Annotated in this window: 19 protein-coding genes; 13 read left to right on the forward strand and 6 right to left on the reverse strand. The window is 48.0% G+C overall.

Features of this window, described 5'->3' with window-relative positions:
• Positions 1 to 124 precede the first annotated feature (124 nt).
• Entirely contained in the window at positions 125 to 532 is a 408-nt protein-coding gene (gene yfbV, locus BM334_RS11220) for a terminus macrodomain insulation protein YfbV (RefSeq protein ID WP_092841774.1), read from the forward strand.
• A 22-nt stretch (positions 533 to 554) separates the two neighbouring features.
• Here the strand turns inward: yfbV and xthA are convergent, their stop codons facing one another.
• Positions 555 to 1,364: an exodeoxyribonuclease III gene (xthA, locus tag BM334_RS11225; RefSeq protein WP_092841777.1), complete on the reverse strand. Its 810-nt coding sequence runs from the start codon at positions 1,362 to 1,364 to the stop codon at positions 555 to 557.
• Between the two features lie 161 nt (positions 1,365 to 1,525).
• On the opposite strand from xthA, the gene BM334_RS11230 reads away from it, so the two are divergent.
• The 5 genes from BM334_RS11230 to BM334_RS11250 are packed head-to-tail and all read left to right on the forward strand — an operon-like array spanning position 1,526 to position 6,729.
• The gene (locus BM334_RS11230) at positions 1,526 to 2,593 is read left to right on the forward strand and encodes an alpha/beta hydrolase (RefSeq protein WP_092841779.1); all 1,068 of its coding nucleotides are present in this window, start codon (positions 1,526 to 1,528) and stop codon (positions 2,591 to 2,593) included.
• A 15-nt stretch (positions 2,594 to 2,608) separates the two neighbouring features.
• A complete protein-coding gene (gene hemH, locus BM334_RS11235) occupies positions 2,609 to 3,700 on the forward strand; it encodes a ferrochelatase (protein WP_092841781.1) in 1,092 nt (363 codons plus the stop codon).
• Positions 3,684 to 3,890: a hypothetical protein gene (locus tag BM334_RS11240; RefSeq protein WP_092841783.1), complete on the forward strand. Its 207-nt coding sequence runs from the start codon at positions 3,684 to 3,686 to the stop codon at positions 3,888 to 3,890. The genes hemH and BM334_RS11240 overlap by 17 nt, the downstream gene beginning before the upstream one ends.
• Entirely contained in the window at positions 3,887 to 5,353 is a 1,467-nt protein-coding gene (locus BM334_RS11245; RefSeq protein WP_198677382.1) for a phospholipase D family protein, read from the forward strand. Before BM334_RS11240 ends, BM334_RS11245 begins: the two co-directional genes overlap by 4 nt.
• A gap of 20 nt (positions 5,354 to 5,373) precedes the next feature.
• Complete coding sequence (locus tag BM334_RS11250; RefSeq protein WP_092841785.1) at positions 5,374 to 6,729, forward strand: MBL fold metallo-hydrolase RNA specificity domain-containing protein; 1,356 nt, start codon at positions 5,374 to 5,376, stop codon at positions 6,727 to 6,729.
• 35 nt (positions 6,730 to 6,764) lie between these two features.
• Here the strand turns inward: BM334_RS11250 and BM334_RS11255 are convergent, their stop codons facing one another.
• Positions 6,765 to 8,126 (reverse strand): SLC13 family permease, encoded by a 1,362-nt coding sequence (locus BM334_RS11255; protein WP_241970987.1) that lies wholly within the window; start codon positions 8,124 to 8,126, stop codon positions 6,765 to 6,767.
• A gap of 123 nt (positions 8,127 to 8,249) precedes the next feature.
• Between BM334_RS11255 and BM334_RS11260 the strand changes: the two genes are divergently transcribed.
• Positions 8,250 to 10,286: a BCCT family transporter gene (locus BM334_RS11260; protein WP_092841787.1), complete on the forward strand. Its 2,037-nt coding sequence runs from the start codon at positions 8,250 to 8,252 to the stop codon at positions 10,284 to 10,286.
• Positions 10,287 to 10,322: 36 nt separating this feature from the next.
• On the opposite strand, the gene BM334_RS11265 is transcribed toward BM334_RS11260, so the two are convergent.
• The 3 genes from BM334_RS11265 to BM334_RS11275 form a co-directional block, all read right to left on the reverse strand.
• Positions 10,323 to 13,487, reverse strand: coding sequence for a putative bifunctional diguanylate cyclase/phosphodiesterase (locus tag BM334_RS11265; protein WP_126801851.1), 3,165 nt, complete (start codon positions 13,485 to 13,487; stop codon positions 10,323 to 10,325).
• Positions 13,488 to 13,550: 63 nt separating this feature from the next.
• A complete protein-coding gene (locus tag BM334_RS11270) occupies positions 13,551 to 13,997 on the reverse strand; it encodes a GNAT family N-acetyltransferase (protein WP_092841792.1) in 447 nt (148 codons plus the stop codon).
• A complete protein-coding gene (locus BM334_RS11275) occupies positions 13,997 to 14,581 on the reverse strand; it encodes a YceI family protein (RefSeq protein WP_092841795.1) in 585 nt (194 codons plus the stop codon). The genes BM334_RS11270 and BM334_RS11275 overlap by 1 nt, the downstream gene beginning before the upstream one ends.
• A gap of 139 nt (positions 14,582 to 14,720) precedes the next feature.
• On the opposite strand from BM334_RS11275, the gene BM334_RS11280 reads away from it, so the two are divergent.
• Complete coding sequence (locus BM334_RS11280; protein ID WP_092841797.1) at positions 14,721 to 15,584, forward strand: mechanosensitive ion channel domain-containing protein; 864 nt, start codon at positions 14,721 to 14,723, stop codon at positions 15,582 to 15,584.
• Positions 15,585 to 15,789: 205 nt separating this feature from the next.
• Positions 15,790 to 16,152: a hypothetical protein gene (locus BM334_RS11285; protein ID WP_092841799.1), complete on the forward strand. Its 363-nt coding sequence runs from the start codon at positions 15,790 to 15,792 to the stop codon at positions 16,150 to 16,152.
• Here the strand turns inward: BM334_RS11285 and BM334_RS11290 are convergent.
• Entirely contained in the window at positions 16,100 to 18,217 is a 2,118-nt protein-coding gene (locus BM334_RS11290) for a putative bifunctional diguanylate cyclase/phosphodiesterase (RefSeq protein ID WP_092841801.1), read from the reverse strand. The two genes, BM334_RS11285 and BM334_RS11290, sit on opposite strands and share 53 nt — an antisense overlap.
• A gap of 202 nt (positions 18,218 to 18,419) precedes the next feature.
• Here BM334_RS11290 and BM334_RS11295 point away from each other — a divergent pair, with 202 nt between their 5' ends.
• The 4 genes from BM334_RS11295 (at position 18,420) to acnD (ending at position 23,966) form a co-directional block, all read left to right on the forward strand.
• The gene (locus BM334_RS11295; protein ID WP_241970986.1) at positions 18,420 to 19,130 is read left to right on the forward strand and encodes a GntR family transcriptional regulator; all 711 of its coding nucleotides are present in this window, start codon (positions 18,420 to 18,422) and stop codon (positions 19,128 to 19,130) included.
• Positions 19,123 to 20,001 carry a methylisocitrate lyase gene (gene prpB / locus BM334_RS11300; RefSeq protein ID WP_092841803.1) on the forward strand — a complete coding sequence of 293 codons (879 nt, stop codon included), beginning with the start codon at positions 19,123 to 19,125 and terminating at the stop codon, positions 19,999 to 20,001. Before BM334_RS11295 ends, prpB begins: the two co-directional genes overlap by 8 nt.
• Before the next feature lie 167 nt (positions 20,002 to 20,168).
• The gene (prpC, locus tag BM334_RS11305; RefSeq protein WP_092841806.1) at positions 20,169 to 21,293 is read left to right on the forward strand and encodes a bifunctional 2-methylcitrate synthase/citrate synthase; all 1,125 of its coding nucleotides are present in this window, start codon (positions 20,169 to 20,171) and stop codon (positions 21,291 to 21,293) included.
• Between the two features lie 78 nt (positions 21,294 to 21,371).
• A complete protein-coding gene (gene acnD, locus BM334_RS11310) occupies positions 21,372 to 23,966 on the forward strand; it encodes a Fe/S-dependent 2-methylisocitrate dehydratase AcnD (protein WP_092841808.1) in 2,595 nt (864 codons plus the stop codon).
• The last annotated feature ends 4 nt before the right edge of the window (positions 23,967 to 23,970 follow it).

Raw genomic sequence — 23,970 nt, forward strand, 5'->3', positions numbered from 1 at the left:
AAAGCTGCTGTGAATTCTCCACAATTTATGTGGATAACTCTGTTAGTTAGCTGAATTGAAGTTGGTAACCAACTGTATTTAAAGGTTATTTTGTGCTGATTGATAAACGTACAAAAAGGTACATATGAGCATTTTTAAAACATTAAAAACCGGCCAAGACTATGCACGCATCTGGCCTCGTCATGCTGTTGTTGCTGCCATGACAGAAACGCGAGTGACACCGGCCGTGGCATTTGCCGCTAAGTGGATGCCAGCGCTGGCGGTTATAAATCTTGCTGTACAATGGCAGTGGCAGGGCGAGCAGCTATTGCCGCAAGCATTAGTAACCTCATTGTTTTTGCTTTCGATGCCATTTCAAGGGTGGTTTTGGTTAGGGCGTCGAGCGAATAGTCAGTTAACACCGCGCCTGCACAAATGGTACCAAGATCTCGCACATAAATTAGGCGTGCAAGCTGAACGCAAGCCCACCTACATGCACTTAGCCAAAATACTTCGCAAAGCCTTGCATGAGCTGCCGCCAGAAGAGCATTAAGCTGGCGACAGCTCACCGCATATTACGCTGAGAACACACTCCAAATAGGCGCGTGATCAGACGGCTTTTCAATGCCGCGTAATTCATAATCAATACCGCTTTCGGTACATTGTGCGGCAAGTTTTTCAGTGGCTAGAATAAGGTCAATACGCAGCCCCCGGTTATCATCAAAACCACGTGAGCGGTAATCAAACCAGCTGAATTGATCAGTAACCTCGGGGTGCTGCTGGCGATAAGTGTCAACTAAGCCCCAATCGAGAAGGGTGTTCAGCCAGGCGCGCTCTTCTGGCAAGAAACTACATTTACCGGTGCGCAGCCAACGTTTGGCGTTATCGTCGCCAATGCCAATGTCGCAGTCTTGATGTGAAATGTTCACGTCGCCCATCACTACAACTGGTTGCTCTGGCGTCAGTTCGCTTTGCAAGTAAGCCATTAAATCAGCGTAAAATTTTTCTTTCGCTGGAAACTTAAGCGGGTGGTCACGGCTTTCACCTTGAGGAAAATAACCATTTAATACCCGTACGCGTTCGCCACTGTCGGTCACATAGTCACCCATGATCATGCGGCGTTGCGCCTCTTCGTCATCGGTAGGGAAGCCAAACATAGGGTTCTCTAACGGCTTTTTACTTAATAACGCAACGCCATAATGGCCTTTCTGGCCATGAAAAATAACATGGTAGCCCATCGCTTCCACGGCTTCTTGAGGAAACTGTTCGTCATGCACTTTGGTTTCTTGTAAACCAATCACATCGGGTTGGTGTTTGGCAATTAATGCTTCAAGCTGGTGTAAACGCGCACGAATACCATTGATATTAAAAGAGATAACTTTCATTTATAGTCTCTGTTTGTTCATTGATTCATCTTGAACGCAAAGCATATCAGATTGGTGCAATCGAGGCGACAGCGGCTGTGCCTGCAGCGCTTTTCGGATATACTCGAGTTCATAATAAATTGCAGGGCAATTGGATCAACGAAGTAAGGGATGAAAGCCGTATGACCACCGATTGGTTAACTCTAAAAGCAGGGCGTGACGCTTGGCTGCAGGTTCAAGAACAAGGCCTAAAGGCCGATGATATTGGCTTATTACTAGGCGCCTCGGGTGGTCCGAAGTGGTTTGTGTTGCAAGGGCTTGATAAGTATTTGTTCGGTGAGTTTTTCAGTCAGCGTACGCGCCCACTGGATATGTTAGGTACCTCGGCTGGGGCCTGGCGCTTTGCTAGCCTAGGTCAAGCCGACCCGATTGCTGCTAGTGACTTATTTTGTCGGCTATATCGCACCCAAACCTACAGCCCAAAACCAGATGTTCGTGAAATTACTGACGAAGCGATTAAGCTGCTGCACGAATATATTCCCGATGACGTGGTGCCGCAGATATTGCAGCAGGACAAATTTCGCCACCATTGGATAGTCACCCGTTGTCGTGGCTTAACGGCGCATAATGGTAAACGGCAAATGGCAGGTTTGCTTGGCTCTGCTGCGGCCAACGCGGTGAACCGCCGGTTGCTTGGCAAGTTTTATGACCGCGTGATATTTCATCATCCACAGTCAGATGTGCGTTTTGCACAAGGCTGGCAAGATATCCCGACGTCGCTTGCGCCATTGCGTGACGACAATTTTAAGTCTGCGCTGTTGGCAACTGGCTCGATTCCCATGGTGCTTGAAGGCGTGCGCGATATTCCTGGTGCGCCACCTGGCATGTACCGCGATGGCGGCATTACCGATTACCATTTTGATTTAGACTTCAGCCAAGTGGATGGCTTGGTGTTGTACCCGCATTTTTATCACCAAGTGGTACCGGGGTGGTTTGACAAAAGCCTTAAATGGCGACGTACCAAAGGGGCGCAATGGCCGAATGTGATCTTTATGTCGCCATCGCCCGAATTTATAGCGTCGTTACCCTATGGAAAAATTCCAGACCGTACTGATTTTGCCAAGCTTTCAGTTGAAGATCGCTTCAAGTATTGGCAACAAGCCGTTGATCAAGGTCAACGTATGGCTGATCAACTACGCGAATGGATTACCAGCGGTGAAATTAAACGTAAAATTCAATTGTGGACCTAACACGGAGTTGTTGTTATGCGCTTTACTGGTAGCCCGAAATTTACTCACCAACAAACCGACCGAATTGGGGTGTTGATTACCAACTTAGGTACCCCTGATGCGCCGACAACACCTGCGTTGCGCCGCTATTTGCGCGAGTTTTTGTCTGATCCGCGAGTGGTGGAAGTGCCTCGTGCTCTGTGGTGGTTGATTCTTAACGGCATTATTTTGAGAATTCGGCCGCGACGGTCGGCTGCGGCTTATAAAACCGTGTGGACCGAGCGCGGCTCGCCGTTGCTGTTCCACACCCACGACCAGCAACAAGCATTGCAAGCCAAGTTGGCAGAACGCTATGGCGACGATGTCGTCGTTAAGTTCGCAATGCGCTACGGTAATCCATCGCTGGCCAGCGGCTTGCAAGAATTATTTGACGCAGGTGCACGCAAAATCGTGGTGTTGCCGTTGTACCCGCAATATTCGGCTGCGACCAGTGGTTCCACTTTTGATGCCGTGAGTGCTGACTTTACCAAACGTCGCTGGTTGCCAGACTTTCGTTTTGTCAGCCATTATCACGATCACCCAGCCTACATTGCTGCGGTTGCGAGTAGTATTAAGCGCTTTTGGGAAACCCACGGCAAACCGCAAAAATTAGTGTTGTCGTATCACGGCGTTCCCCTGAAATACCTGCACAAAGGTGACCCATACCATTGTGAGTGCCACAAAACGTCGCGCTTGATCGCCGAGCAACTAGGGCTTGAAAAACACGAATATGTCACCACCTTTCAGTCACGTTTTGGTCGCGAAGAATGGCTGCAGCCTTATACCGACTCAACACTTAAAGCGCTTCCTGGGCAGGGCATTAAGAATATTCAGGTGGTGTGCCCCGGTTTTAGTGCCGACTGCTTGGAAACCATTGAAGAAATTGGCGAAGAAAACCGCGAATACTTTATGGAAGCCGGTGGAACCGACTATGCTTATATTCCAGCGCTGAATGCAGAGCCGATGCATATTGATGCGCTAGCACAGATTGTCCAAGACAACCTGCATGGATGGGTGCTAGAACATGATGAGCCGCAGCGTGCCGAACGTGCTAAGGAATTGGAGGTGAAGCATGAACAAAAAAGCTGACACAACCGCCGCCGACAAGGCGTCGCAAAATGACGACGAAAAACGGCAACAGGTGTATCAAATATCCGCCAATCGTGGTCGGGCAAAACACAAAATGCGTTACGTTGAACGCTCGTTAGAAGACACCGGTGATTGCCGCCTATGCGTTGGCGCCATTAGCCCAGAGGACGAAGACACGGAACAGTCATGACCAAAGTGCCACACGGGCGTTTTGCAGAAGCTCTTCAACCGCTGTTAGCGCAGCATCCCGAGCACAGTGGGGTGTTGCCGTTAATTAAAGCGCGCGAAGCATTTGCCGCGCGCGTGTTGCTAGCCCGCCAAGCGCAGTTTTCGCTTGATGTGCAATATTATATTTGGCGAAACGATCGCACCGGAACCTTACTCTTTGAAGCTTTACACGAAGCAGCTGACCGCGGCGTAAAAGTTCGCCTGTTGCTCGATGACCATAATACAGCGGGGCTTGATGCCACCTTAATTGGCTTGCAAAGCCACCCCAACATTGAAGTGCGTTTATATAACCCGTTGCGGTTACGTCGCCCCCGTTTTATTAATTACCTAGTGGACTTTAAGCGCGTCAACCGGCGCATGCATAACAAGGCATTTATTGCCGACGAGCAAGTGTTGATTAGTGGCGGCCGCAATATTGGCGACGAATATTTTGCCGCCCACGATGATTTGGTGTTTGCCGATTTAGATGCCTTGATGGTGGGGCCTGTAGTGGTTGAAGCGAACCAAGAATTTACCACGTATTGGAACAGCGCGCTGGCGATACCGCTGGCCAAGTTGTTTACTTTAACCAAGCCACAAAGCTTAGCGAAATTAGAGCGCCGTGCTAGCGTCATTGAGTCTGATCCGCAAGCTAAGAAGTACGTCGACGCTGTACGAAATATGCCATTTGTACAAAATTTTATGGCTCGGCAAATTGAGTTTGTTTGGGCGCGGGTAAATTTGGTCGTTGATGACCCGAGGAAAACCTTAGGGCTAGCCAATCAAAAGCAGCACTTAGCGTATCAACTACAGCAGGCTATTGGCAGCCCGCAGCAATGTGTGCGCTTGGTGTCACCTTACTTTGTGCCAACCGCTGAAGGTACGCGACAGCTATGTGCTCTTGCGAAACAAGGTGTGGCGATAACCATTCTAACCAACTCTTTAGAAGCGACCGACGTTGCGGTGGTACACGCAGGATATGCGAAGTGGCGCAAAGCGTTATTGCGCGCTGGCATTGAAATTTATGAAGTGCAAAAGGTGTCGCCACTCGCGCGCAAGCAAGAACGTAAGCTGCGTCGGCAAAGGCTAAAAGGCAAAGAACGTTTTGGTGGATCAGCTTCAAGCTTGCATGCAAAAACCTTCAGTGTGGATAAACAACGTGTATTTTTAGGCTCGTTCAACTTTGATCCGCGCTCACTGCAATTAAATACCGAATTGGGTTTCGTCATACATAGCGACGTCTTAGCCGAGCAAATTGACCAAGCGTTTATCAATACCGTACCTAATTATGCGTATCGCGTTGGTATAGACCATAATGATAACTTGTACTGGGAAGAACGATTAGGGCCACGGGTAACACAATATGCAAGTGAACCTGGGGTATCTTGGTGGCGGCGTTTAGGTATGCTTACCTTAGCCAAGCTACCTATCGATTGGTTGCTATAAGTAACCTGTAGGAGCGCGTTATGCATTTAACTTTTTTGGGTGGTTGCGAAACCGTCACTGGTTCAAAGTATCTATTGGAAACCGATACCACTCGTGTGTTAGTTGATTGCGGGTTGTTTCAAGGTTACAAATGGCTACGCCGGCGCAATTGGCAGCCTCTGCCAATGGGTATTCAAAACGTTGATGCCATTGTGCTGACTCACGCGCATTTAGACCACTCAGGCTTTATTCCAGTACTGTATAAACATGGTTTTCGCGGCCCCGTATTTACCCACCATGCCACCGCTGACCTATGTGGATTGCTATGGCCCGATAGTGGGCGAATTCAAGAGGAAGATGCCAAGTTTTATCAGCGCCATAAATTGTCACGCCACCAAAATCCTGAACCCCTTTATGATGAGGCAACCGCTGATGCTGCGTTAAAAATGCTGCAGCCGGTTGATTTTAAAACGCAATTTAGCGTGGGCGATATTACCTTTTATTTAAACCCGGTCGGCCACATTTTGGGCGCTGCCAGCGTTATTGCTGAACATAATGGCAAGCGCATTGGTTTTAGCGGCGATATTGGGCGGCCAAACGACATTCTTATGAACCCCCCTGAGCCCATGCCGGCGGTTGATGTGTTGTTGTTAGAGTCAACTTACGGTGACCGCCGACATGACCCAGAAGACCCTTGGCAGCAACTGACTGACGTGGTGAACGAAGCGGCAGCGAATGGTGGGGTGTTACTGATACCAAGCTTTGCAGTGGGGCGGGCCCAAGTGCTTGAGCACATGTTGGCAACGCTGATGGCTGAGCGAAAAATACCGCGCTTACCGATCTTTTTAGATAGCCCAATGGCCATTAAAGCGTCCGATATTTATAGTCGTCACCACCAATTTCATCGGTTGAGCGCAGCGCAGTGCCACGCCGCAGACCAAGCCGTCACTGAAACCCGCAGTGTGGAAGACTCAAAATCAATCGCCAAGCAAACCGGGCCGCATATCATTATTGCCGGCAGTGGCATGGCGACGGGCGGGCGTATTTTGCACCACTTTAAACATTGGTTAGCCGATCATCGTGCTACGGTATTGTTCTCTGGTCACCAAGCTGGCGGCACACGCGGCGCGAAAATGTCGCAAGGGGTTGAGCGCATCAAGGTACACGGGGAGTGGTTGCAAGTTAAAGCCCGTATTCGCCACCTTGACGGCTTGTCTGGCCATGCTGATTACAGTGAAATTGGTGACTGGTTAAAAAGTTCACAGCTGCCGCATGATCTACAAATTCATTTGGTACATGGCGAGCCAGACGCGCTTGAAGCTATGTCTGACTACCTCAAACAGTCGACCTCGTACGACATTAATATCGCCGATTATATGGGCGTGCTACATTTATAGGCGCCCAAGCCCCTGTGTGGACAGTGGGCGGTTGGTTACACGAGTAGCATGACCACCGCGGTGGTTAACACCGCTAAAATAATATTTAACGCCATACCCTCGCGGACCATGGTTTTAATGGTTAAACGTTCAGCGGCAAACACAATCGAGTTAGGCGGCGTCGCAACCGGTAAGCAAAAAGCGCAACTGCAGGCAATTGCCGCTGGAATCATTAGCATTTCTGGCGGCAACTCTAAGGCAAAAGCCGCGGCAGCAAGTACCGGCATCAGTAATGTCGCAGTGGCGGTGTTGGACGTTACTTCGGTTAAGAAACTCACAGCCAACGCCAAACTTAAAATAAGTAACCACAAGGGTAGGCCGGCAAGCCCCTGCAGCCCGTCACCAATAATAGTGCTTAAGCCGCTGCTTACAAAGCCGTTAGCAAGGGCAATACCACCAGCAAATAGCAACAAAATTCCCCAAGGAATAGCAACTGCGTCGCGCCATTCAAGCAACGCATTGCCGTCACGGTCTTGCCAAATAAACAACGCTAAAACACCCATAAAGGCCACTGTGGCGTCACCAACACCGCCTAGCCCTAACCACATAGCCCAACCGCCAAACGGGGCTGTGCGCGTCATCCACAACACAATCACCACGCCAAAAATGAGTAGCACGCGCTTTTCTGCGCTGCGCATGGGGCCGACAGCTTCAATGCGTAGTGAGTTGTGCGTGGTTAAATTGCGTGTTAGCCACCAAGCCATTATCGGAATCGCAACCACCACAAGCGGTATACCAATCGTCATCCAACGCATAAAACCAAAGTTGGTACCGGTAATATTTTCATAAACCGACGCAAATATAAGATTCGGAGGGGTGCCAATCAGGGTTGCAATACCGCCCACAGAAGCTGAGTAAGCTAAGCCAAGTAACAACGCGCGTTGAAAATTAATGTCTTCGCTACCGTCTGCAAGAGCCAAAGCTACAGGAAGTAACGCCAATACAGCCGCCGTGTTAGAGATCCACATCGATAAAAACGCCGTAGCCACCATAAAGGCAAACACCATGCGGCGCGCGCTTGTTTGACCTAGGCTGCGTACTACGCCCATAGCAATGCGTTTGTGTACGCCACTAATTTCAACGGCTTTGGCGAGCATAAAAGCTGCCATAAACAACAAAATAATTGGGTTCCCCAATGCTGCGGATACCTCGCCAACGTTGCTCACGTTGCCAATGGGCAACAACACAAATGGCAGTAGCGAGGTAACGGGTAGCGGCAAGGCTTCGGTTATCCACCACCATGCCACCCAAATGGTGGTGGCAAGTGTCCATGCGGCCGCTAGCGGCATGTTAAAGCCGTAAACAGCGATTAAATAGCTCATAATTGCAGCCACTGGGCCGGCAACACGATGCAGCATGAACGTTTTTCCTTTTATTGGTGAATAGCCTAAGGTAATAAATTATCAGAACTTGTCTTCATTTGAAATTTTTGCTGTAAGCGCATAGGGTTAAATAACAAATTCAACAAGGAGTAGAAGCGAATGGCAAATACCAAACCTAAATGGAACTCCGCGATACTGTTACCGGTTTTTATACCAGCTGTGGCGGTTATCGCACTGTTGGTTATAGGAACATTAAGTAACCCGGAATTAGCGGGTGAGGTTTTTAGCGACGTATTAGCATGGATAACCAAAGACTTTGGTTGGTTTTACATGCTTGCGGTTGCGATTTTTCTGGTGTTTATTGTCGGGGTTGCGATATCTAAGTGGGGCCGAATTAAGCTAGGGCCAGATCATGCGGAACCCGAATATAGTTTCCCAGCATGGTTCGCGATGTTGTTTTCAGCCGGCTATGGTATTGCTTTGCTGTTTTTTGGTGTGGCAGAGCCGGTATTGCACTACGCCAGCCCGCCAGTCGGTGCCGCTGAAACCGTTGACTCGGCCAAGCAAGCGATGCAAATAGCTTACTTTCACTGGGGCTTCCATATTTGGGCCATATACGGCTTAGTCGGTTTAGTACTGGCGTATTTTTCCTTTCGTCATGGCCTGCCGTTATCAATGCGCTCTACGCTGTACCCTATAATTGGCGAGAAAATTCATGGTCCAGCAGGGCATGCGGTAGACACCTTTGCTATTCTGGGCACCATGTTCGGTATTGCCACTACATTGGGTCTGTCGGTGATTCAAATTAATGCAGGCTTGAATTATTTATGGCCAGAAATACCTATTAGCACCACGGTACAAGTTATCGCGATTGGCGTGATTACGTTATTTGCCATTATGTCGGTGGTGGCTGGCTTAGACAAAGGCGTGAAGCGTTTGTCTTATGTGAATATGGTGTTGGTACTGCTTATTTTATTCTTTGTGTTCTTTTCGGGCCCAACAGTCCATATTCTAGAAACTTACCTACAGAATACCGGCTCGTACTTAAACAATATTGTCGAGCGTACCTTTAATTTACAAGCGTACTCACGCAGTGACTGGATAGGTAACTGGACCCTATTTATTTTCGGCTGGACCATTGCTTGGGCGCCGTTTGTAGGGCTTTTTATTGCGAAAATTAGCCGTGGCCGCACCATTCGCCAATTCGTGTTTGGCGTGATGTTTGTTCCGACTATGTTTACCTTTTTCTGGTTTAGCGTATTTGGTGACACCGCGCTAAATATGATCATGAATGAAGGCTACACCACGCTGATTACCGAAGTGCAAAATGATGAAGCTATTGCTTTATTTAAGCTTTATGAGAACTTACCTTGGACGAATCTGCTATCCGTTGCCACCGTCATTCTTATTGTGACTTTCTTTGTTACTTCATCGGACTCTGGCTCTTTGGTTATTGACTCGTTAGCCTCCGGCGGAGTCAGTGAAACCCCTGTGTGGCAACGTGTATTTTGGGCCACACTTGAAGGTGTTGTGGCCGGTGTGCTGTTATTAGCTGGTGGGCTAGGGGCATTGCAAACCGCATCAATAACTAGTGCGTTACCGTTTGCGGTAATAATTCTCATTGCTGCCTTTGGCATGTGGCGTGCTTTAGTCATTGAAGGGCATCAATATCAAAGCTTGAAAACCGCAATGCGGACGCACCGTCGAGGTGTGCATGCCGGCCCAGGCTATTGGAAAAAACGCCTTGCTGGGGTGGTTGATTTCCCTCGTCAAACCGAAGTCCGTGAGTTTGTTGAACATACAGTCATGGAGTGCTTAGCCGACGTTGCCAAAGAGCTTGGTGGCAAAGGCTGGGATGCTAAAACACAGTACGAAGCGGATAACGTTCGCGCTATATTGACGGTGCAAAAGGAAAACGAAGTCGACTTTAATTATGAAGTTCGTATGCGTGCGTATCAACGGCCACAGTTCGCCATGAGCGGTGATAAAAATGATAAGCGTGATCGTGAATATTATCGTGCTGAGGTGTTTTTACGCCAAGGCGGACAAGCCTATGACTTATATGGTTATGAACCGAACGACATTATCAATGACGTGATTAACCAATTTGAGAACTACTTGCAGTTTATGCATATTTCGCCGGCAAGCTTGCCGTGGGACTTGCAAGAGCATGATGATGACTTAAAAACGTCGTAGCACTCGTTGCTCTGCTAACGATGAAAAACCACCGGCCTAAACCAGGTCGGTGGTTTTTAAATACATAATTAAATCGGCTAAAGCCATGGGGCGCACATAGTAAAAACCTTGGGCAAAGCCACAGCCATATTGTTTCAATAACTGCACTTGCTCGCCAGTTTCAACCCCTTCAGCAACCACTTCAAGCCCCACTTGATGAGCCATATTGATAATACCTTGCGTAATGACTTGGTCGCTAGAAGACTCACTCAGTTCTTTAATGAAAGCGCGGTCTACTTTTAATTTAGATACAGGTAAAGTTTTTAAGTAACTCAAGCCTGAGAAACCGGTACCAAAATCATCAATGGCAACGCCAATGCCTAAATTTCGCAACCGCTCAAGAACCTGAATGGCATTTGATGTATTTTCCATCAAAATACTCTCGGTTAACTCCAGCTCCAGCATGTTTGTTGGGGTATTAGTGTCAACTAGAATTCGCTCAATTTGCTCAAAAAAGTTGGCTCTATGGAACTGCAATGCCGACAGGTTAACCGCCACGCGAGGCACGCCATGCTGCTGCAGAATATGAATATCGGTACAGGCTTGCTTCAATGACCAAGCTCCGGCCGGAATGATTTGCCCAGTGGCTTCAGCAAGGGGAATAAACTCAGCTGGAGATACGCTGCTTCCGTCTTCTCTTGTCCAGCGCATGAGCGCTTCGACAGAAGCTAATTTACCGGTAGTCAGATCAATGATTGGTTGGTAATAGAGCTGTAAGCTTTCGGTATCGATGGCATGCTGAAATTGGCTTCGCAAAATAATATCGCTTTGCGACATTGATTTACGCTGACTACTAAAAAATTGGTAATGATTGCGACCTTGCTGTTTAGCGCGAGCCATGGCCACATCAGCTTGCTGTATCAAGGTAACCGCTTGCTTAACCTGTGGGGTATAAAGAGTAACGCCAATACTTGCGGTGAGATAGATTTTTTGCTGGCTGCCAAGTGCACCCACCTGATAAGGTTCATCAATGAGCTGCATGGTGTGCTTAACGAATTCCTCGACCTGCGCTTGCGAGGTGAAATCGAACCGTACAAACACAAATTCATCGCCGCCAAAACGCGCCACCAAATCATTTTTCTGGCTTAAGGTTTCTAACCGAGCCGCGGCTTGACGTAATATATCATCACCCACTTCAAGGCCGAGGTTGTCATTGACCGGCTTAAAACCATCGAGATCGATAAACAGCACAGCCATAACGCCGTCGTGCGGAGCTTGCTGCTGCTTTTGAATAAGCTCATTCAGGTGTTGCTCAAGGGCGGCCCGATTGAGTAGGCCGGTTAAACCGTCATGGCCAGCCTGATAAGCTAACTGCTCCGCTTGCTCTTTCAAGTGGGTGACATCTTTTCCAATACCAAATGTGCCCAGTATTTTGCCATCAATGATTATTGGCAAATTGGTGATATCGAAGATTTTTGAGGTTTTAGTCGTATAGGTTTCAACGAGTGTTTCGTACCGTTTACTCTCACCTTTAGTAATCACTTGCTCAAAAATATTCCCGACTCTCATCAGATCTTGTTCATTCAAAAACACGCCAAAGTGCAACTGCAGTGCCTGTTCACGAGTTACTTCAACTTGCTCACAGAAAGCGTCGTTGACGTGAGAAAAACAACCATCGCAGTCTAATGAAAATACGGGATCAGGATGGTGACTGAATAAGCTCTTGTAGCGCTGCTCGTTTAAGCTAAGTTCATGCTGCTGTTGGCGTAATTTGCGCTGTGTGCTCGTCAAGCGCAAACTATGACGTCGTAGTGCGGCGTTTTGCTCAATCATAAGAACAAAAGCAAGACTAAACAAAATACCGAGCGCGACGATAGCGGTGCGCATGTTCGCAGCCGTGCTAAGTTCTTTGAAGTCGTACAGTGCGGCATGTAGCGTTAGCTCAGGGCCGTGAGACATGGCTAGGGTAGTGCTTGCCAACACTAACTCATTATTATGGCTTGGTTTATTGCTTTCAAAACTACGCTCAGCCGTTTCGTTTAGTTGCGTATAAATTTTAATGTGGTTATTGGTTAAGCGTGTGGCGGGGTTCATCATGCGGTTTAAATCGAACACCGCAAACAGAAAACGAACGTCGCTAACTTCATCGCCAATAGGGATCATCATCACCGCCAACGCGGTTGATTGTGTGTTGATATAGGGCACTTCTGGAATTAAAAAAGAAGTATCTGAATGATCTTCCATTAACCACTGCTGAACTTCTGCATCGGCCAGAATACGATGGCCTGAGGATGGTGCAGATTTGCTAAATTCGTGCCACAGCGATGAGCGGGAATCATTTAAGGCGGTAATACTTAATAAATGAGGAATGTCGCGCAGGTACGCTTGAACATCGGCATGTTTATCGAAGGGCTGGTTGTTACGAGCAGCGACCTCCCAGCGTTCGGTCATGCGCTCCATTAATTGCACATTGACCATTGCCATAGTCGCGCGGGCATTGGCGATGCGCTCAATTTCACGTTCGGCTTCGTCTTGAATATCTTTTAAACTGTGGTACCCCATGAAATACCAGAGCGAGCCAGTGAGCACAATACATAAGGTGCCAACCAACATAGCGGGCTTTGAAGGCAGTGCAGGGCGTTGGTTGGGCTGTAATGAAAGTAACTGGTAAGCAATGCCGATGATAAGAAACAGTACGCCAGCTAAACTCGTAATGTCAGGGTGTGGGCCAACCCACATAAAACCATCGGGAGTGACGTGCAGGGCTAACACGGTCGTTGAAACAAAGATTACGAGCGCCGAAGTAACACGTATCCACAGCCGTTGTACAGGGTGTTCTGGATTCAATCCCAGCATAACACTGAGTATGACACACAGAACAATAGTGGCAGATGAAAATGAGGCCTCTACGTGGTTCAGCCAGGACATAAACAAAATGTTCGCTAAGTTGGTTCCAACTAATAGGCTGTGAAGAGCGAGCAATAGAATGCCGATACAGGCTACTCGCTGCAATGCCGGACGCTTAAATAACAAACCGGCAATAGCGAAACTAATGGCAATACTCAATAGCGACGCTGTGTTTGATAACATGCGCTCAAACAAGCTTTCAGGTTCAACCACAGTATTCATTAACAACCCAAGAACACCTATGGTTAGGGTTGCGATGACTATGGTAAATAAGGCCGCCGAGACGACATAAGGATTTACTCGAAGCTTGGCCAAGATGATTGCCTTTTATTATTTATGATCTTATTTCGTCACTATATGTAACAAGCCAGTTGTTGGTCAACTAGCTTGCAACGCCATAAGTATACGATCGGCATCTGGGCCCAAAAATTTAGGCAAAAAGTCGATTTTTTTAAAGCCAAACTTTTCATATAAAGCAATCGCCGCATGGTTGTAGGGCGCAACTGTAAGCTTTATTTGCGCCGCAGACGCTGAATCTGCCAAGTCATTTAAATAATAGGCTAATAGCTGTTTACCAACGCCTTTCCCGCGGGTTTGCTCTGCAATTAACACCGACATAATCCATTGTTCATTCGCCTGCCCTGGGGCGGCTAACAAATAACCAAGCACAGAGTCGGCTTCACAGTAAACAATGAAACCTGTTGGCCACTGTGCCAGCGCTTGGTAAAAAAGAGCGGCGGGGTAGCCCTCGTGCGCGTAGGTTGCTAACTCGAGGGCCTCAATTTGCGCAATATCTTGCGCTTGAGCGAAACGAACCTCTGCCATCAGCGCGTAAACTGCACGCTGAATGTGACAGGTACGTTGTAGTCGATACGTTGCAAACCAGCAATTTCACGTAACTGGTCAATGCCCGCGACCAAACCAAAGGCTTTGGCGTCAATATTAATCGGTTGCGTGGTGGTCGCTAAAAAGCGGTCAGTTGCCAAGCGTGTTACTTGCAGTGCGCTTTGTATTGTTTCGCTCTTACCCGCAATAAATACCGTAATATCAACCATCAACGGCAGTGAATCGCCAACCGGCATGTCGGTCAACAGCTTCTCTTCTAAGTTCGCTGTCGCGCTGACTATGCTGTAATCTTCAGCATTGAACAAATGCTTGAGCATACGCTCGTTACGAATAGGAATTTGGGTATCCAAGCTGGTTACCGGAATTTCAATAGTAATCTCGCCGTCGACCCATTTACCTTGAATGTCAGTAAAACGGTGAGTTTCGTCAACATGATCATTTTTAACGGAAACAAAATTCAATACCGAGCTATTGCTGTCTAATTGCCAAGTATCGGCTACTGCGGTTTGAGAAAAAATGACCACAGAAGCGGCACTTGCTAAAAAAATATGTTTAAGAGACATACATTTACTCCTCTTGTTGGGCTATAAAAGATAGCATAAAGTGAGACTTTGCTCGAGCCTTACGCTGAAGCTGCAGCTTAAATGATTGTTTAGGTGTATCATGACGCTGCACATCACACAGGAGACAGGATTAACAACCATGTATACGGACTCACTAACAAATTTGTTCAACGAATTTCAATTTTCCGAGCAACTGTTTCGTCCGGTTATTGCGACGTTAATTCTTATTTCCGCAATTTTGCTTATTCGGGCAATTTTGGCCAAGTTTATTCGAAAAAGTGTTAAAGCTACCGACCTACGCCGCCGCTGGTTAGTGCAAACGCGGAATGTCCTATTGTTATTCATGGTGCTCGGCTTAATGCTTATTTGGGCTGAAGAGCTGCGTACTTTAGCCTTAGGTATTGTGGCAATAGCCGTGGCTTTTGTGGTGGCCACGAAAGAACTTATTATGTGTTTAACCGGCAGTTTAGTGAAGTCGGGCGGTAGTGCCTTTAGTATCGGTGACCGTATTCAAATAAAAGAATTTCGCGGCGACGTGATTGATCAAAACCTGCTGGCAACAACTATTTTAGAGGTTGGTCCAGGCAAATTTTCCCATCAACGCACCGGGCGCATGATCGCAATTCCTAACTCATTGTTTGTGTCTGAACCCGTAGTTAACGAAAGCTACACCCATGACTTTGTACTCCATGTTTTTACCGTGCCGTTTAAGCGCGAAGACGACTGGCCAGCCGCGCAACAGGCGTTGCTAGAATCGGCCAATCGTCATTGTGCTGATTATGTGGAACAAGCGAAGCGTTATATGCAGCGCATGAGTGATCACCGCGGTATTGACGTTCCCTCGGCCGAACCTCGGGTGACAATATCTGTGCCTGCCGCCGGCGAAATTCACCTAATTATTCGTTTCCCTACCAAATCTGGAATGCGTAGTTATATGGAACAATCGATACTCAACGATGTGTTTCAAAACAATACGTTTACCCGAATTACCGAGAAAAACTAACACCCTCGCACATGCCTGAATAGCGAATGTTATATTGCTTTTCATTGCAAAGATTTCTATGCTCTTCTGGTGTCAAATATAATACAAAGATGTTATCAAAAAGTTATCTATCTCCCGATAGATGCGTAGGGATACAGCACTAGGAAAGGACTCCATCTAATTCGGTTGCCTAGTTTGCGAAGAGCGTGTAGAGGTTAATGCGGTGATGATTTGTTTTCAACGTACACGAATTGCAGCAAGTGCTATAGTGGCTTGCTTGTCGACAACAGCATGCTCAGATTTCACCCCAGGGTGTGGTTCTGATAAAGCCGTCGATGAGGTGTTGCGTGTTATCAAGAATCAAGCACCAACCATGCAGCACATCAAAATTCAACAGGTACATACGTTACGAACTAATTTTGCAACGGGCGAGGTGTTGTGTAGTGCTGCCGTCATTAAAACGGATGCCAACGCCAACCAAGAACGCGTCTCGGTTGGCTATAATGTGTACTACGACACCCAGCGCCGCTTAGCCATTAGTGTATATGGAGCGCCTCATCAAACGCTGCGGACGGAGCGGGGCGACTGAATAAATAGCCTTGCAACGCATGGCAGCCTAGTTGTTTTAAATAGGCTGCTTGCTCTGGCGTTTCGACACCTTCCGCAACGGTGGTTAAGTTTAAACTTTCAGCCAGCTGAACAATGGCTTTTACAATTGAGGCCATAGAAGGCTGCGTCAACATGTCACGCACAAACGAAATATCAATTTTAAGCGTTTCAAAAGGCAACTCGGCTAAATACGAAAGCGACGAATACCCAGTACCAAAATCGTCAATGGCAAAGTGTACGCCTAACTTTGTCAGCGCTTTCATTTTTTCAGCCACTAACTCAACATCATGTAGCATTAAGCTCTCAGTGACTTCAAGTTTCAGGCGTTGTGGGTTGATACCGGCTTGTTTTATTTGTCGCGATAAATTGTCAACAAAGTCGGGTTGCTGAAACTGTCGACCACTGACGTTAATGGCAAGTGTTAAGGTTTCGGTGTTACTGCTTAGTTGCCATTGTTTAAGAATGGCGCAGGCTTGCTCAATAACCCAGCGGCCAATAGGAATAATTAAGCCAGTGTCTTCTGCCAACGGAATAAATTCCGCAGGAGAAATAAAACCACGCTGTGGGTGTTGCCAGCGCAGTAAACCTTCAGCACCTACCAACTTGCCCTGCGGGTCTACTTGGCCTTGCAAAAACAACTGCAATTGCTGTTGGTTCATTGCGTGCCGCAAATCACTTTCCAAGGCAATGCGCTTCGCTGCTTGTTCGGCAAGCTCAGAGCGAAATATTTCAATACCGCTATGGTGATGATTTAGTTTGGCTTGGGCGAGGGCCAAACTGGCTTCGCCCAATATCACATCTGGCTCGCCACCGGCCTGAAAACGCGTAATACCAATAGATACCGTACAAAGATGGGTAAAGTGCCCTAGTTGATATGGCGCCTCAAGTTGTGCCTGAATTTCCTTGATTCGCGCCAATGTTGTGTTTTGCGAAAGGCTAACATTCTGCTCGTGGGGGCAAGGCAGCACTAACACAAATTCATTACCGCCAGTGCGCGCACAAAATAAATTGAGCTTGTTTAAACGCTCGCCAACTTGGCGCAAAAGCATGTCGCCGTACGAAGCACCGTAGGTATTGTTGAGTGCTTTAAATTTATCTAAGTCGAAAACAACTAAAGCGTAAAACTGCACAGGTAACTGCTCGAGATGTTCGAGTAGTTGTTGCCGGTTGGCAAGCCCAGTGAGCGCGTCTTGAGTGGCTAAGTGATGAATGATCTGTTTTGCTTCGCGTTGTGATTTGGTTTGCAAATACAGACGTTTATCTACCTTGGTGCCGACAACTGCCACAACCGCAGCAATGACGGCGGCAAAACCAATCACATACGCTAACCAATTAGAGTGAACATGTGAGCCGTGTGCCTCAACAATGCCATAAAACCGCGCTGCGGTCATTGCCGTGTAATGCATTCCACTTATCGCTACGGCGATAACAGTTGCAGGCAGCAAACGGCTTGCGAAACGATCTATCGATGAACGCTGTTCATATCGCGCTAGGTTTCGGTAGGTTAGCATGGCAATAACGCCTAGTGTGAGTGCCACCACTATCGAGGTGAGGAACCAACCGACGTGATAGAGCAACACACCGTTAAACTGCATTGCAGCCATGCCAATATAGTGCATACCACCAATACCAACGCCAAGCACAGCGCCGGCAAATAGGCTCTTTGATAAACTCGGCACATACTGTGGGGTTAACTTAAGCTGTGTGCCTAACGCATACCAATTGGCAAGTACGGCCGGAACCACAGAAATTATAGTGAGCCCAAGCTGATGCTCAATTGCTAACGGAATTTTGAAGGCGAGCATGCCAATAAAATGCATATTCCATACCGTTAAACCAGCTATGACTGCACTCACAAGTAACCAGCCGTGGCGATATAACGGATTTCTATACGAATTGGCGCGAACTAAGGTAAGCAATGACGTATAGGCACCTAGCAATGCAATTGCGAACGATAAAACCACCAATCCAAGGTGATGTTCTCCTGCAATCAGTGGCAGTACCGACTGCCCGAGATCAAAAAACTGATGCCAATATTGGGTCATACTCGCTTTGTCCTTGGTTTTTCTAACCTATTATTGTCTGAATCGTTACGTAGTTAGCAACGCTTTAGTTCAATGTTTTAGTTGAACTTTAGTTTAATTTTGAAGTGAACTGCAAAATTGTCGACAATTAGTTTGACTTTGAGCTTGGAATTTGAAAATTATCCGCTTAAAATAGCTCAATCGTTCAGCTGAAGAGGTTTTCATGTCGACAATTATGGGTGAAACCTTTCAAAGCCTATTAGGGCGGTTGCCTGTGACATCTTCAGACCGGCTGCTACTAGAAATGCAACGCGCTATTGTTGAAGGTGAACTACCTGCTGGTAGTAAGATTAGCGAACCCGAACTGGCACGTAAATTCAACGTTAGTCGAGCACCACTGCGCGAGGCCATGGCACGTTTAGAGCGTTGTCATTTAATTGAGCGTATACCAAATGCCGGTGCACGGGTAGTTAAATTGTCGGCAGAAGGGCTACAAGCGCTATACCAAATTCGCGAAGAGCTTGAAGGGTTAGCGTGCCGACTAGCAGCCGAAAATATGGACGAGCATGAAATTGAACAATTACGCGCGTTGCTTGACCAACACTTACAGTCACAACGAGTTCGCGAAGGCGAAAGCTATTATCAAGAAGCCGGCGATCTCGATTTTCACTATCGCATTATTCTTGGCAGCAAAAACCCGTATTTGATTAACATGCTGTGCGACGAGCTGTATTTTTTAGTGCGCATGTATCGTGTTCAGCTGGGCATGAATGGCCCACGCGTGTCACGCGCATTTGACGAACACAAAGCAATTATAAATGCCATCGCCAGTCGCGATGGCGAATTGGCGGATCTATTGATGCGCCGTCACATTGCCGCCTCGCGCGGCAACATCGAATTAAAACTGCAACAAGTAGGAACGCAACATGACTAAAGTTCACAGTGCTGGCGCGAAGTTTCGCCAAGCCATTGCCAATAACAAACCGCTACAAATTGTCGGTACCATTAACGCATACACAGCTATGATGGCTGAGCGTGTAGGTCACCAAGCACTATATTTGTCAGGCGCAGGTGTGGCGAACGCATCATTTGGCTTGCCAGACTTAGGCATGACCTCATTGAACGACGTGTGCGAAGATATTCGCCGTATTACTGGCGCCACCGACGTGCCATTGTTAGTTGATGCCGACACCGGTTGGGGTGGGGCGTTTAACATTGCCCGTACGGTGAAAGAAATGACCCGCGCTGGCGCAGCAGGCTTCCACATCGAAGACCAAGTCGCTCAGAAACGTTGTGGTCACCGCCCTAACAAAGAGATTGTTTCGCAAGCAGAAATGGTCGATCGCGTAAAAGCGGCAGTAGATGCACGTATTGATGACCAGTTTTATATTATGGCGCGTACCGATGCATTCCAACAAGAAGGCTTAGAAGCCGCGATTGAGCGCGCCCAAGCTTGCGTTGAAGCTGGTGCCGATGCCATTTTTGCCGAAGCCGTACACACGTTAGAGCACTATCAAGCATTTACTAACGCCCTAAACGTACCAGTTCTTGCTAACATTACCGAATTTGGCGCCACGCCATTGTTCAGCAAAGACGAATTAGCGGAAGTTGGCATTGAATTAGTGCTGTATCCATTAAGTGCGTTCCGTGCCATGAACAAAGCAGCATTAAATGTGTATGAGAGCATTTTAACCAAGGGTCACCAAAAAGATGTGGTCGATAGCATGCAGACGCGCGCGGAGTTGTATGATTTCTTAAATTATCACGCGTTCGAAGACAAACTCGATTCACTGTTTAAAAAATAAAAACGTTGTTCGTTATTCGTACGTTCGCGCTGCTCACTGTTCGTCCGCTACGCTATTCGAAGAGTGCAGGCACGTACGAACAGCGTAGCGCACGAATTACGAACAGCGAAGCGCACGAATTACGAACAGCGAAGCGCACGAATTACGAATCAAATAAGGAGTTAAAGATGGCTGAGAAGAAATTAACAGGCGCCGGTTTGCGCGGCCAAGTAGCGGGCGAGACCGCCCTTTGTACCGTTGGTAAAAGCGGTTCTGGCTTAACCTATTACGGTTATGACATTAAAGAACTCGCTGACAAAGTCACGTTTGAAGAAGTGGCTTACTTGTTGTCACGTGGCGAATTACCCAATAAAAACCAATTAGCTGAGTACAAAGCGCGTTTGAAAAAGCAACGTGGCTTGCCACAGGCGCTCAAAGATGTGTTGGAGCGTATTCCAGCAGACGCGCACCCAATGGACGTGATGCGTACCGGTTGTTCATTTTTGGGCAACATTGAGCCAGAAGAAGACTTCAGCCAAGCGGATGACAAAATTGATCGCATGTTAGCGACTTTCCCAAGCATTTTGCTTTACTGGTACCGTTTTAGCCATGAAGGCAAGCGCATTGAAACGCAAACTGATGACGATTCAATTGGTGCGCACTTCTTACACTTATTGCACGACAAAGCGCCGTCAAAGTTACACACTGACGTGATGAACACGTCGTTAATTCTGTATGCAGAGCACGAGTTCAATGCATCAACCTTTACTGCCCGCGTGTGTGCATCAACCTTGTCAGATATTTTCTCATGTGTAACTGGTGCGATTGGCTCATTGCGTGGCCCATTGCATGGCGGCGCCAACGAAGCGGCGATGGAATTGATTGAAAACATGAAAGACGCCGATGACGCTGAGCAAACCCTAATGGGCATGCTTGAGCGCAAAGAGAAAATCATGGGCTTTGGTCACGCCATTTATCGTGAATTCGACCCACGTAATGACATCATCAAAGAGTGGTCAGAAAAGCTTTCACAAGAGTTTGGTGATACCCGTTTGTACGATGTATCAGTGCGTTGTGAAGACGTGATGTGGCGTGAGAAGAAATTGTTCCCGAACGCTGACTTTTTCCATGCGTCGGCATACCACTACATGGGCATTCCAACCAAGTTGTTTACGCCTATTTTCGTGATGTCACGGGTAACTGGCTGGACTGCACACGTGAAAGAACAGCGTGCGAATAACCGTATTATTCGCCCAAGTGCCGACTATACTGGCCCAGGCCCACGCCCTGTACCTGCTTTAGAAGACCGCTAAGCAGAGAATAAAGAGGCACTTCGGTGCCTCTTTTTGGCTGTTCTGTCGTTATCATTCATTCACTAAAGAGGCATAGCCATGAATACTGAATTTCGTAAACCGCTCCCGGGCACCACGCTGCAATATTATGATACGCGTGCCGCGGTAGAAGCGATTAAGCCAGGCGCTTATGACGGCCTGCCATACACCTCAAAAATTTTAGCGGAGCAGTTAGTGCGCCGCTGCAACCCAGAAGACTTAACCGCAAGCTTAGTGCAGTTAATTGATCGCAAACGTGATCTCGACTTTCCATGGTACCCGGCGCGCGTGGTATGCCACGACATTCTGGGCCAAACCGCATTGGTTGACTTAGCCGGTTTGCGTGACGCCATTGCTGCTAAAGGCGGTGACCCAGCGAAAGTAAACCCAGTGGTGCCCACTCAGTTGATTGTTGACCACTCATTGGCGGTAGAGCACGCTGGTTTTGACAAAGACGCGTTTGAGAAAAACCGTCAAATTGAAGACCGCCGTAACGACGACCGTTTTCACTTTATTAATTGGACCAAAACCGCGTTCAAAAACGTTGACGTCATTCCGCCGGGGAACGGCATTATGCACCAGATCAACCTAGAGAAAATGTCGCCGGTGGTGCAAGTACGTGACAACGTGGCGTTTCCTGATACCTGTGTCGGTACCGATAGCCATACGCCGATGGTTGACGCCTTAGGTGTTATTTCTGTGGGCGTAGGCGGCTTAGAAGCGGAAAGCGTGATGCTTGGTCGCGCTTCATACATGCGCCTGCCAGATATTATTGGTGTTGAGTTAACGGGTAAACTGAAACCTGGCATTACCGGCACTGACTTGGTGCTTGCCATTACCCACTTCTTGCGCAAAGAGCGCGTGGTTGGTGCTTACCTTGAGTTCTTTGGTGAAGGTGCTGATGCCTTGTCGGTAGGCGACCGTGCCACCATTTCAAACATGACGCCTGAGTATGGTGCCACCGCTGCCATGTTCTACATTGATCAGCAAACGATTGATTACTTGAAACTTACCGGCCGTGACGACAAGCAAGTGGAGCTGGTTGAGCATTATGCCAAGCACACGGGCTTGTGGGCTGACAGCATGAAAGGCGCTGAATACGAGCGTGTGTTGACCTTTGATTTGTCAAAAGTTGAACGTAACTTAGCAGGGCCTTCGAACCCGCACGCGTTATTGCCAGCAGCCGAGCTAAGCTCGCGTGGCATTGCCAAGCATATTGAACAACCGGAAGGCGGCTTAATGCCTGACGGCGCAGTGATTATTGCGGCCATTACCAGCTGTACCAACACCAGCAACCCACGCAACATGATTGCGGCAGGCTTGATTGCGCGTAACGCGAACAAATTAGGCCTAACTCGCAAGCCGTGGGTGAAGACCTCGTTAGCGCCGGGTTCAAAAACCGTCAAAATGTACTTAGAAGACGCGAACCTGTTACCTGAGCTAGAAAACTTAGGCTTCGGTGTGGTTGGCTTTGCCTGTACTACCTGTAACGGTATGAGCGGCGCGCTTGACCCGAAAATTCAGCAAGAAATTATTGAGCGCGATTTGTTCTCAACGGCAGTGCTTTCGGGCAACCGTAACTTTGACGGCCGTATTCACCCGTATGCCAAACAAGCATTCTTGGCATCACCGCCGTTAGTTGTGGCCTATGCCATTGCCGGTACCATTCGTTTTGACATCGAAAAAGACGTACTGGGCTCAGACCAAGACGGCAACCCAGTGACTTTGAAAGATATTTGGCCAAGTGACGAAGAAATTGATGCGATTGTGAAGCAGGCGGTGAAACCCGAGCAGTTCCGCACGGTGTATGACCCAATGTTTAGTTTAAACGTTGAGTATGGCGAAAAAATTGACCCGTTATATGACTGGCGTCCGCAAAGTACTTACATTCGTCGTCCGCCATACTGGGAAGGCTCATTTGCGTCGGCGAACAGTCTCAAAGGTCTGCGCCCGTTGGCGGTGTTGGGTGACAACATCACCACCGACCATTTATCACCTTCTAACGCCATTCTGCCAGACAGCGCTGCGGGTGAATATTTGGCGAAAATGGGCTTGCCCGAAGAAGACTTCAACAGTTACGCCACCCATCGTGGTGACCATTTAACGGCGCAACGTGCCACTTTTGCCAACCCAAAAATATTTAACGAAATGGTGAAAAACGACGTGGGCGAGGTTATTCAAGGCTCATTAGCTCGGGTTGAACCAGACGGTAAAACCATGCGCATGTGGGAAGCCATTGAAACCTACATGGAGCGCAAGCAGCCGTTGATTATTGTGGCTGGTGCTGACTATGGTCAGGGCTCGTCGCGTGATTGGGCGGCTAAGGGTGTGCGTTTGGCTGGTGTTGAATGTATTGTGGCCGAAGGCTTTGAGCGCATTCACCGTACCAACCTAATCGGTATGGGCGTACTGCCGCTAGAATTTGAAGCGGGTACTACGCGCAAAACCTTGAACATTGATGGTACCGAAACCTTTGATGTGGAAGGCGATGTGCAGCCAGGCGCCGAAATGACGTTAGTCATTCATCGCGCCAATGGTGACACCGTCAAAGTGCCAACCAAGTGCCGCCTAGATACCGCCGAAGAAGTATCAATTTACTCGGCCGGTGGTGTGTTGCAGCGCTTTGCACAAGACTTTTTAGCGGGTGAGGTGTAATCGC

It is taken from the genome of Pseudidiomarina donghaiensis (assembly GCF_900116895.1).
GTDB lineage: Bacteria > Pseudomonadota > Gammaproteobacteria > Enterobacterales > Alteromonadaceae > Pseudidiomarina > Pseudidiomarina donghaiensis.

Coding starts and splice junctions, on each gene's coding strand:
- BM334_RS11285 (WP_092841799.1), top strand. CDS start 15,790: ATGATTTGTTTTCAACGTACACGAATTGCAGCAAGTGCTATAGTGGCT.
- BM334_RS11295 (WP_241970986.1), top strand. CDS start 18,420: ATGTCGACAATTATGGGTGAAACCTTTCAAAGCCTATTAGGGCGGTTG.
- yfbV (WP_092841774.1), top strand. CDS start 125: ATGAGCATTTTTAAAACATTAAAAACCGGCCAAGACTATGCACGCATC.
- BM334_RS11260 (WP_092841787.1), top strand. CDS start 8,250: ATGGCAAATACCAAACCTAAATGGAACTCCGCGATACTGTTACCGGTT.
- hemH (WP_092841781.1), top strand. CDS start 2,609: ATGCGCTTTACTGGTAGCCCGAAATTTACTCACCAACAAACCGACCGA.
- BM334_RS11250 (WP_092841785.1), top strand. CDS start 5,374: ATGCATTTAACTTTTTTGGGTGGTTGCGAAACCGTCACTGGTTCAAAG.
- BM334_RS11245 (WP_198677382.1), top strand. CDS start 3,887: ATGACCAAAGTGCCACACGGGCGTTTTGCAGAAGCTCTTCAACCGCTG.
- BM334_RS11280 (WP_092841797.1), top strand. CDS start 14,721: ATGTATACGGACTCACTAACAAATTTGTTCAACGAATTTCAATTTTCC.
- prpC (WP_092841806.1), top strand. CDS start 20,169: ATGGCTGAGAAGAAATTAACAGGCGCCGGTTTGCGCGGCCAAGTAGCG.
- BM334_RS11255 (WP_241970987.1), bottom strand. CDS start 8,126: ATGCTGCATCGTGTTGCCGGCCCAGTGGCTGCAATTATGAGCTATTTA.
- BM334_RS11275 (WP_092841795.1), bottom strand. CDS start 14,581: ATGTCTCTTAAACATATTTTTTTAGCAAGTGCCGCTTCTGTGGTCATT.
- BM334_RS11240 (WP_092841783.1), top strand. CDS start 3,684: ATGAACAAAAAAGCTGACACAACCGCCGCCGACAAGGCGTCGCAAAAT.
- xthA (WP_092841777.1), bottom strand. CDS start 1,364: ATGAAAGTTATCTCTTTTAATATCAATGGTATTCGTGCGCGTTTACAC.
- BM334_RS11230 (WP_092841779.1), top strand. CDS start 1,526: ATGACCACCGATTGGTTAACTCTAAAAGCAGGGCGTGACGCTTGGCTG.
- BM334_RS11290 (WP_092841801.1), bottom strand. CDS start 18,217: ATGACCCAATATTGGCATCAGTTTTTTGATCTCGGGCAGTCGGTACTG.
- prpB (WP_092841803.1), top strand. CDS start 19,123: ATGACTAAAGTTCACAGTGCTGGCGCGAAGTTTCGCCAAGCCATTGCC.
- BM334_RS11270 (WP_092841792.1), bottom strand. CDS start 13,997: ATGGCAGAGGTTCGTTTCGCTCAAGCGCAAGATATTGCGCAAATTGAG.
- acnD (WP_092841808.1), top strand. CDS start 21,372: ATGAATACTGAATTTCGTAAACCGCTCCCGGGCACCACGCTGCAATAT.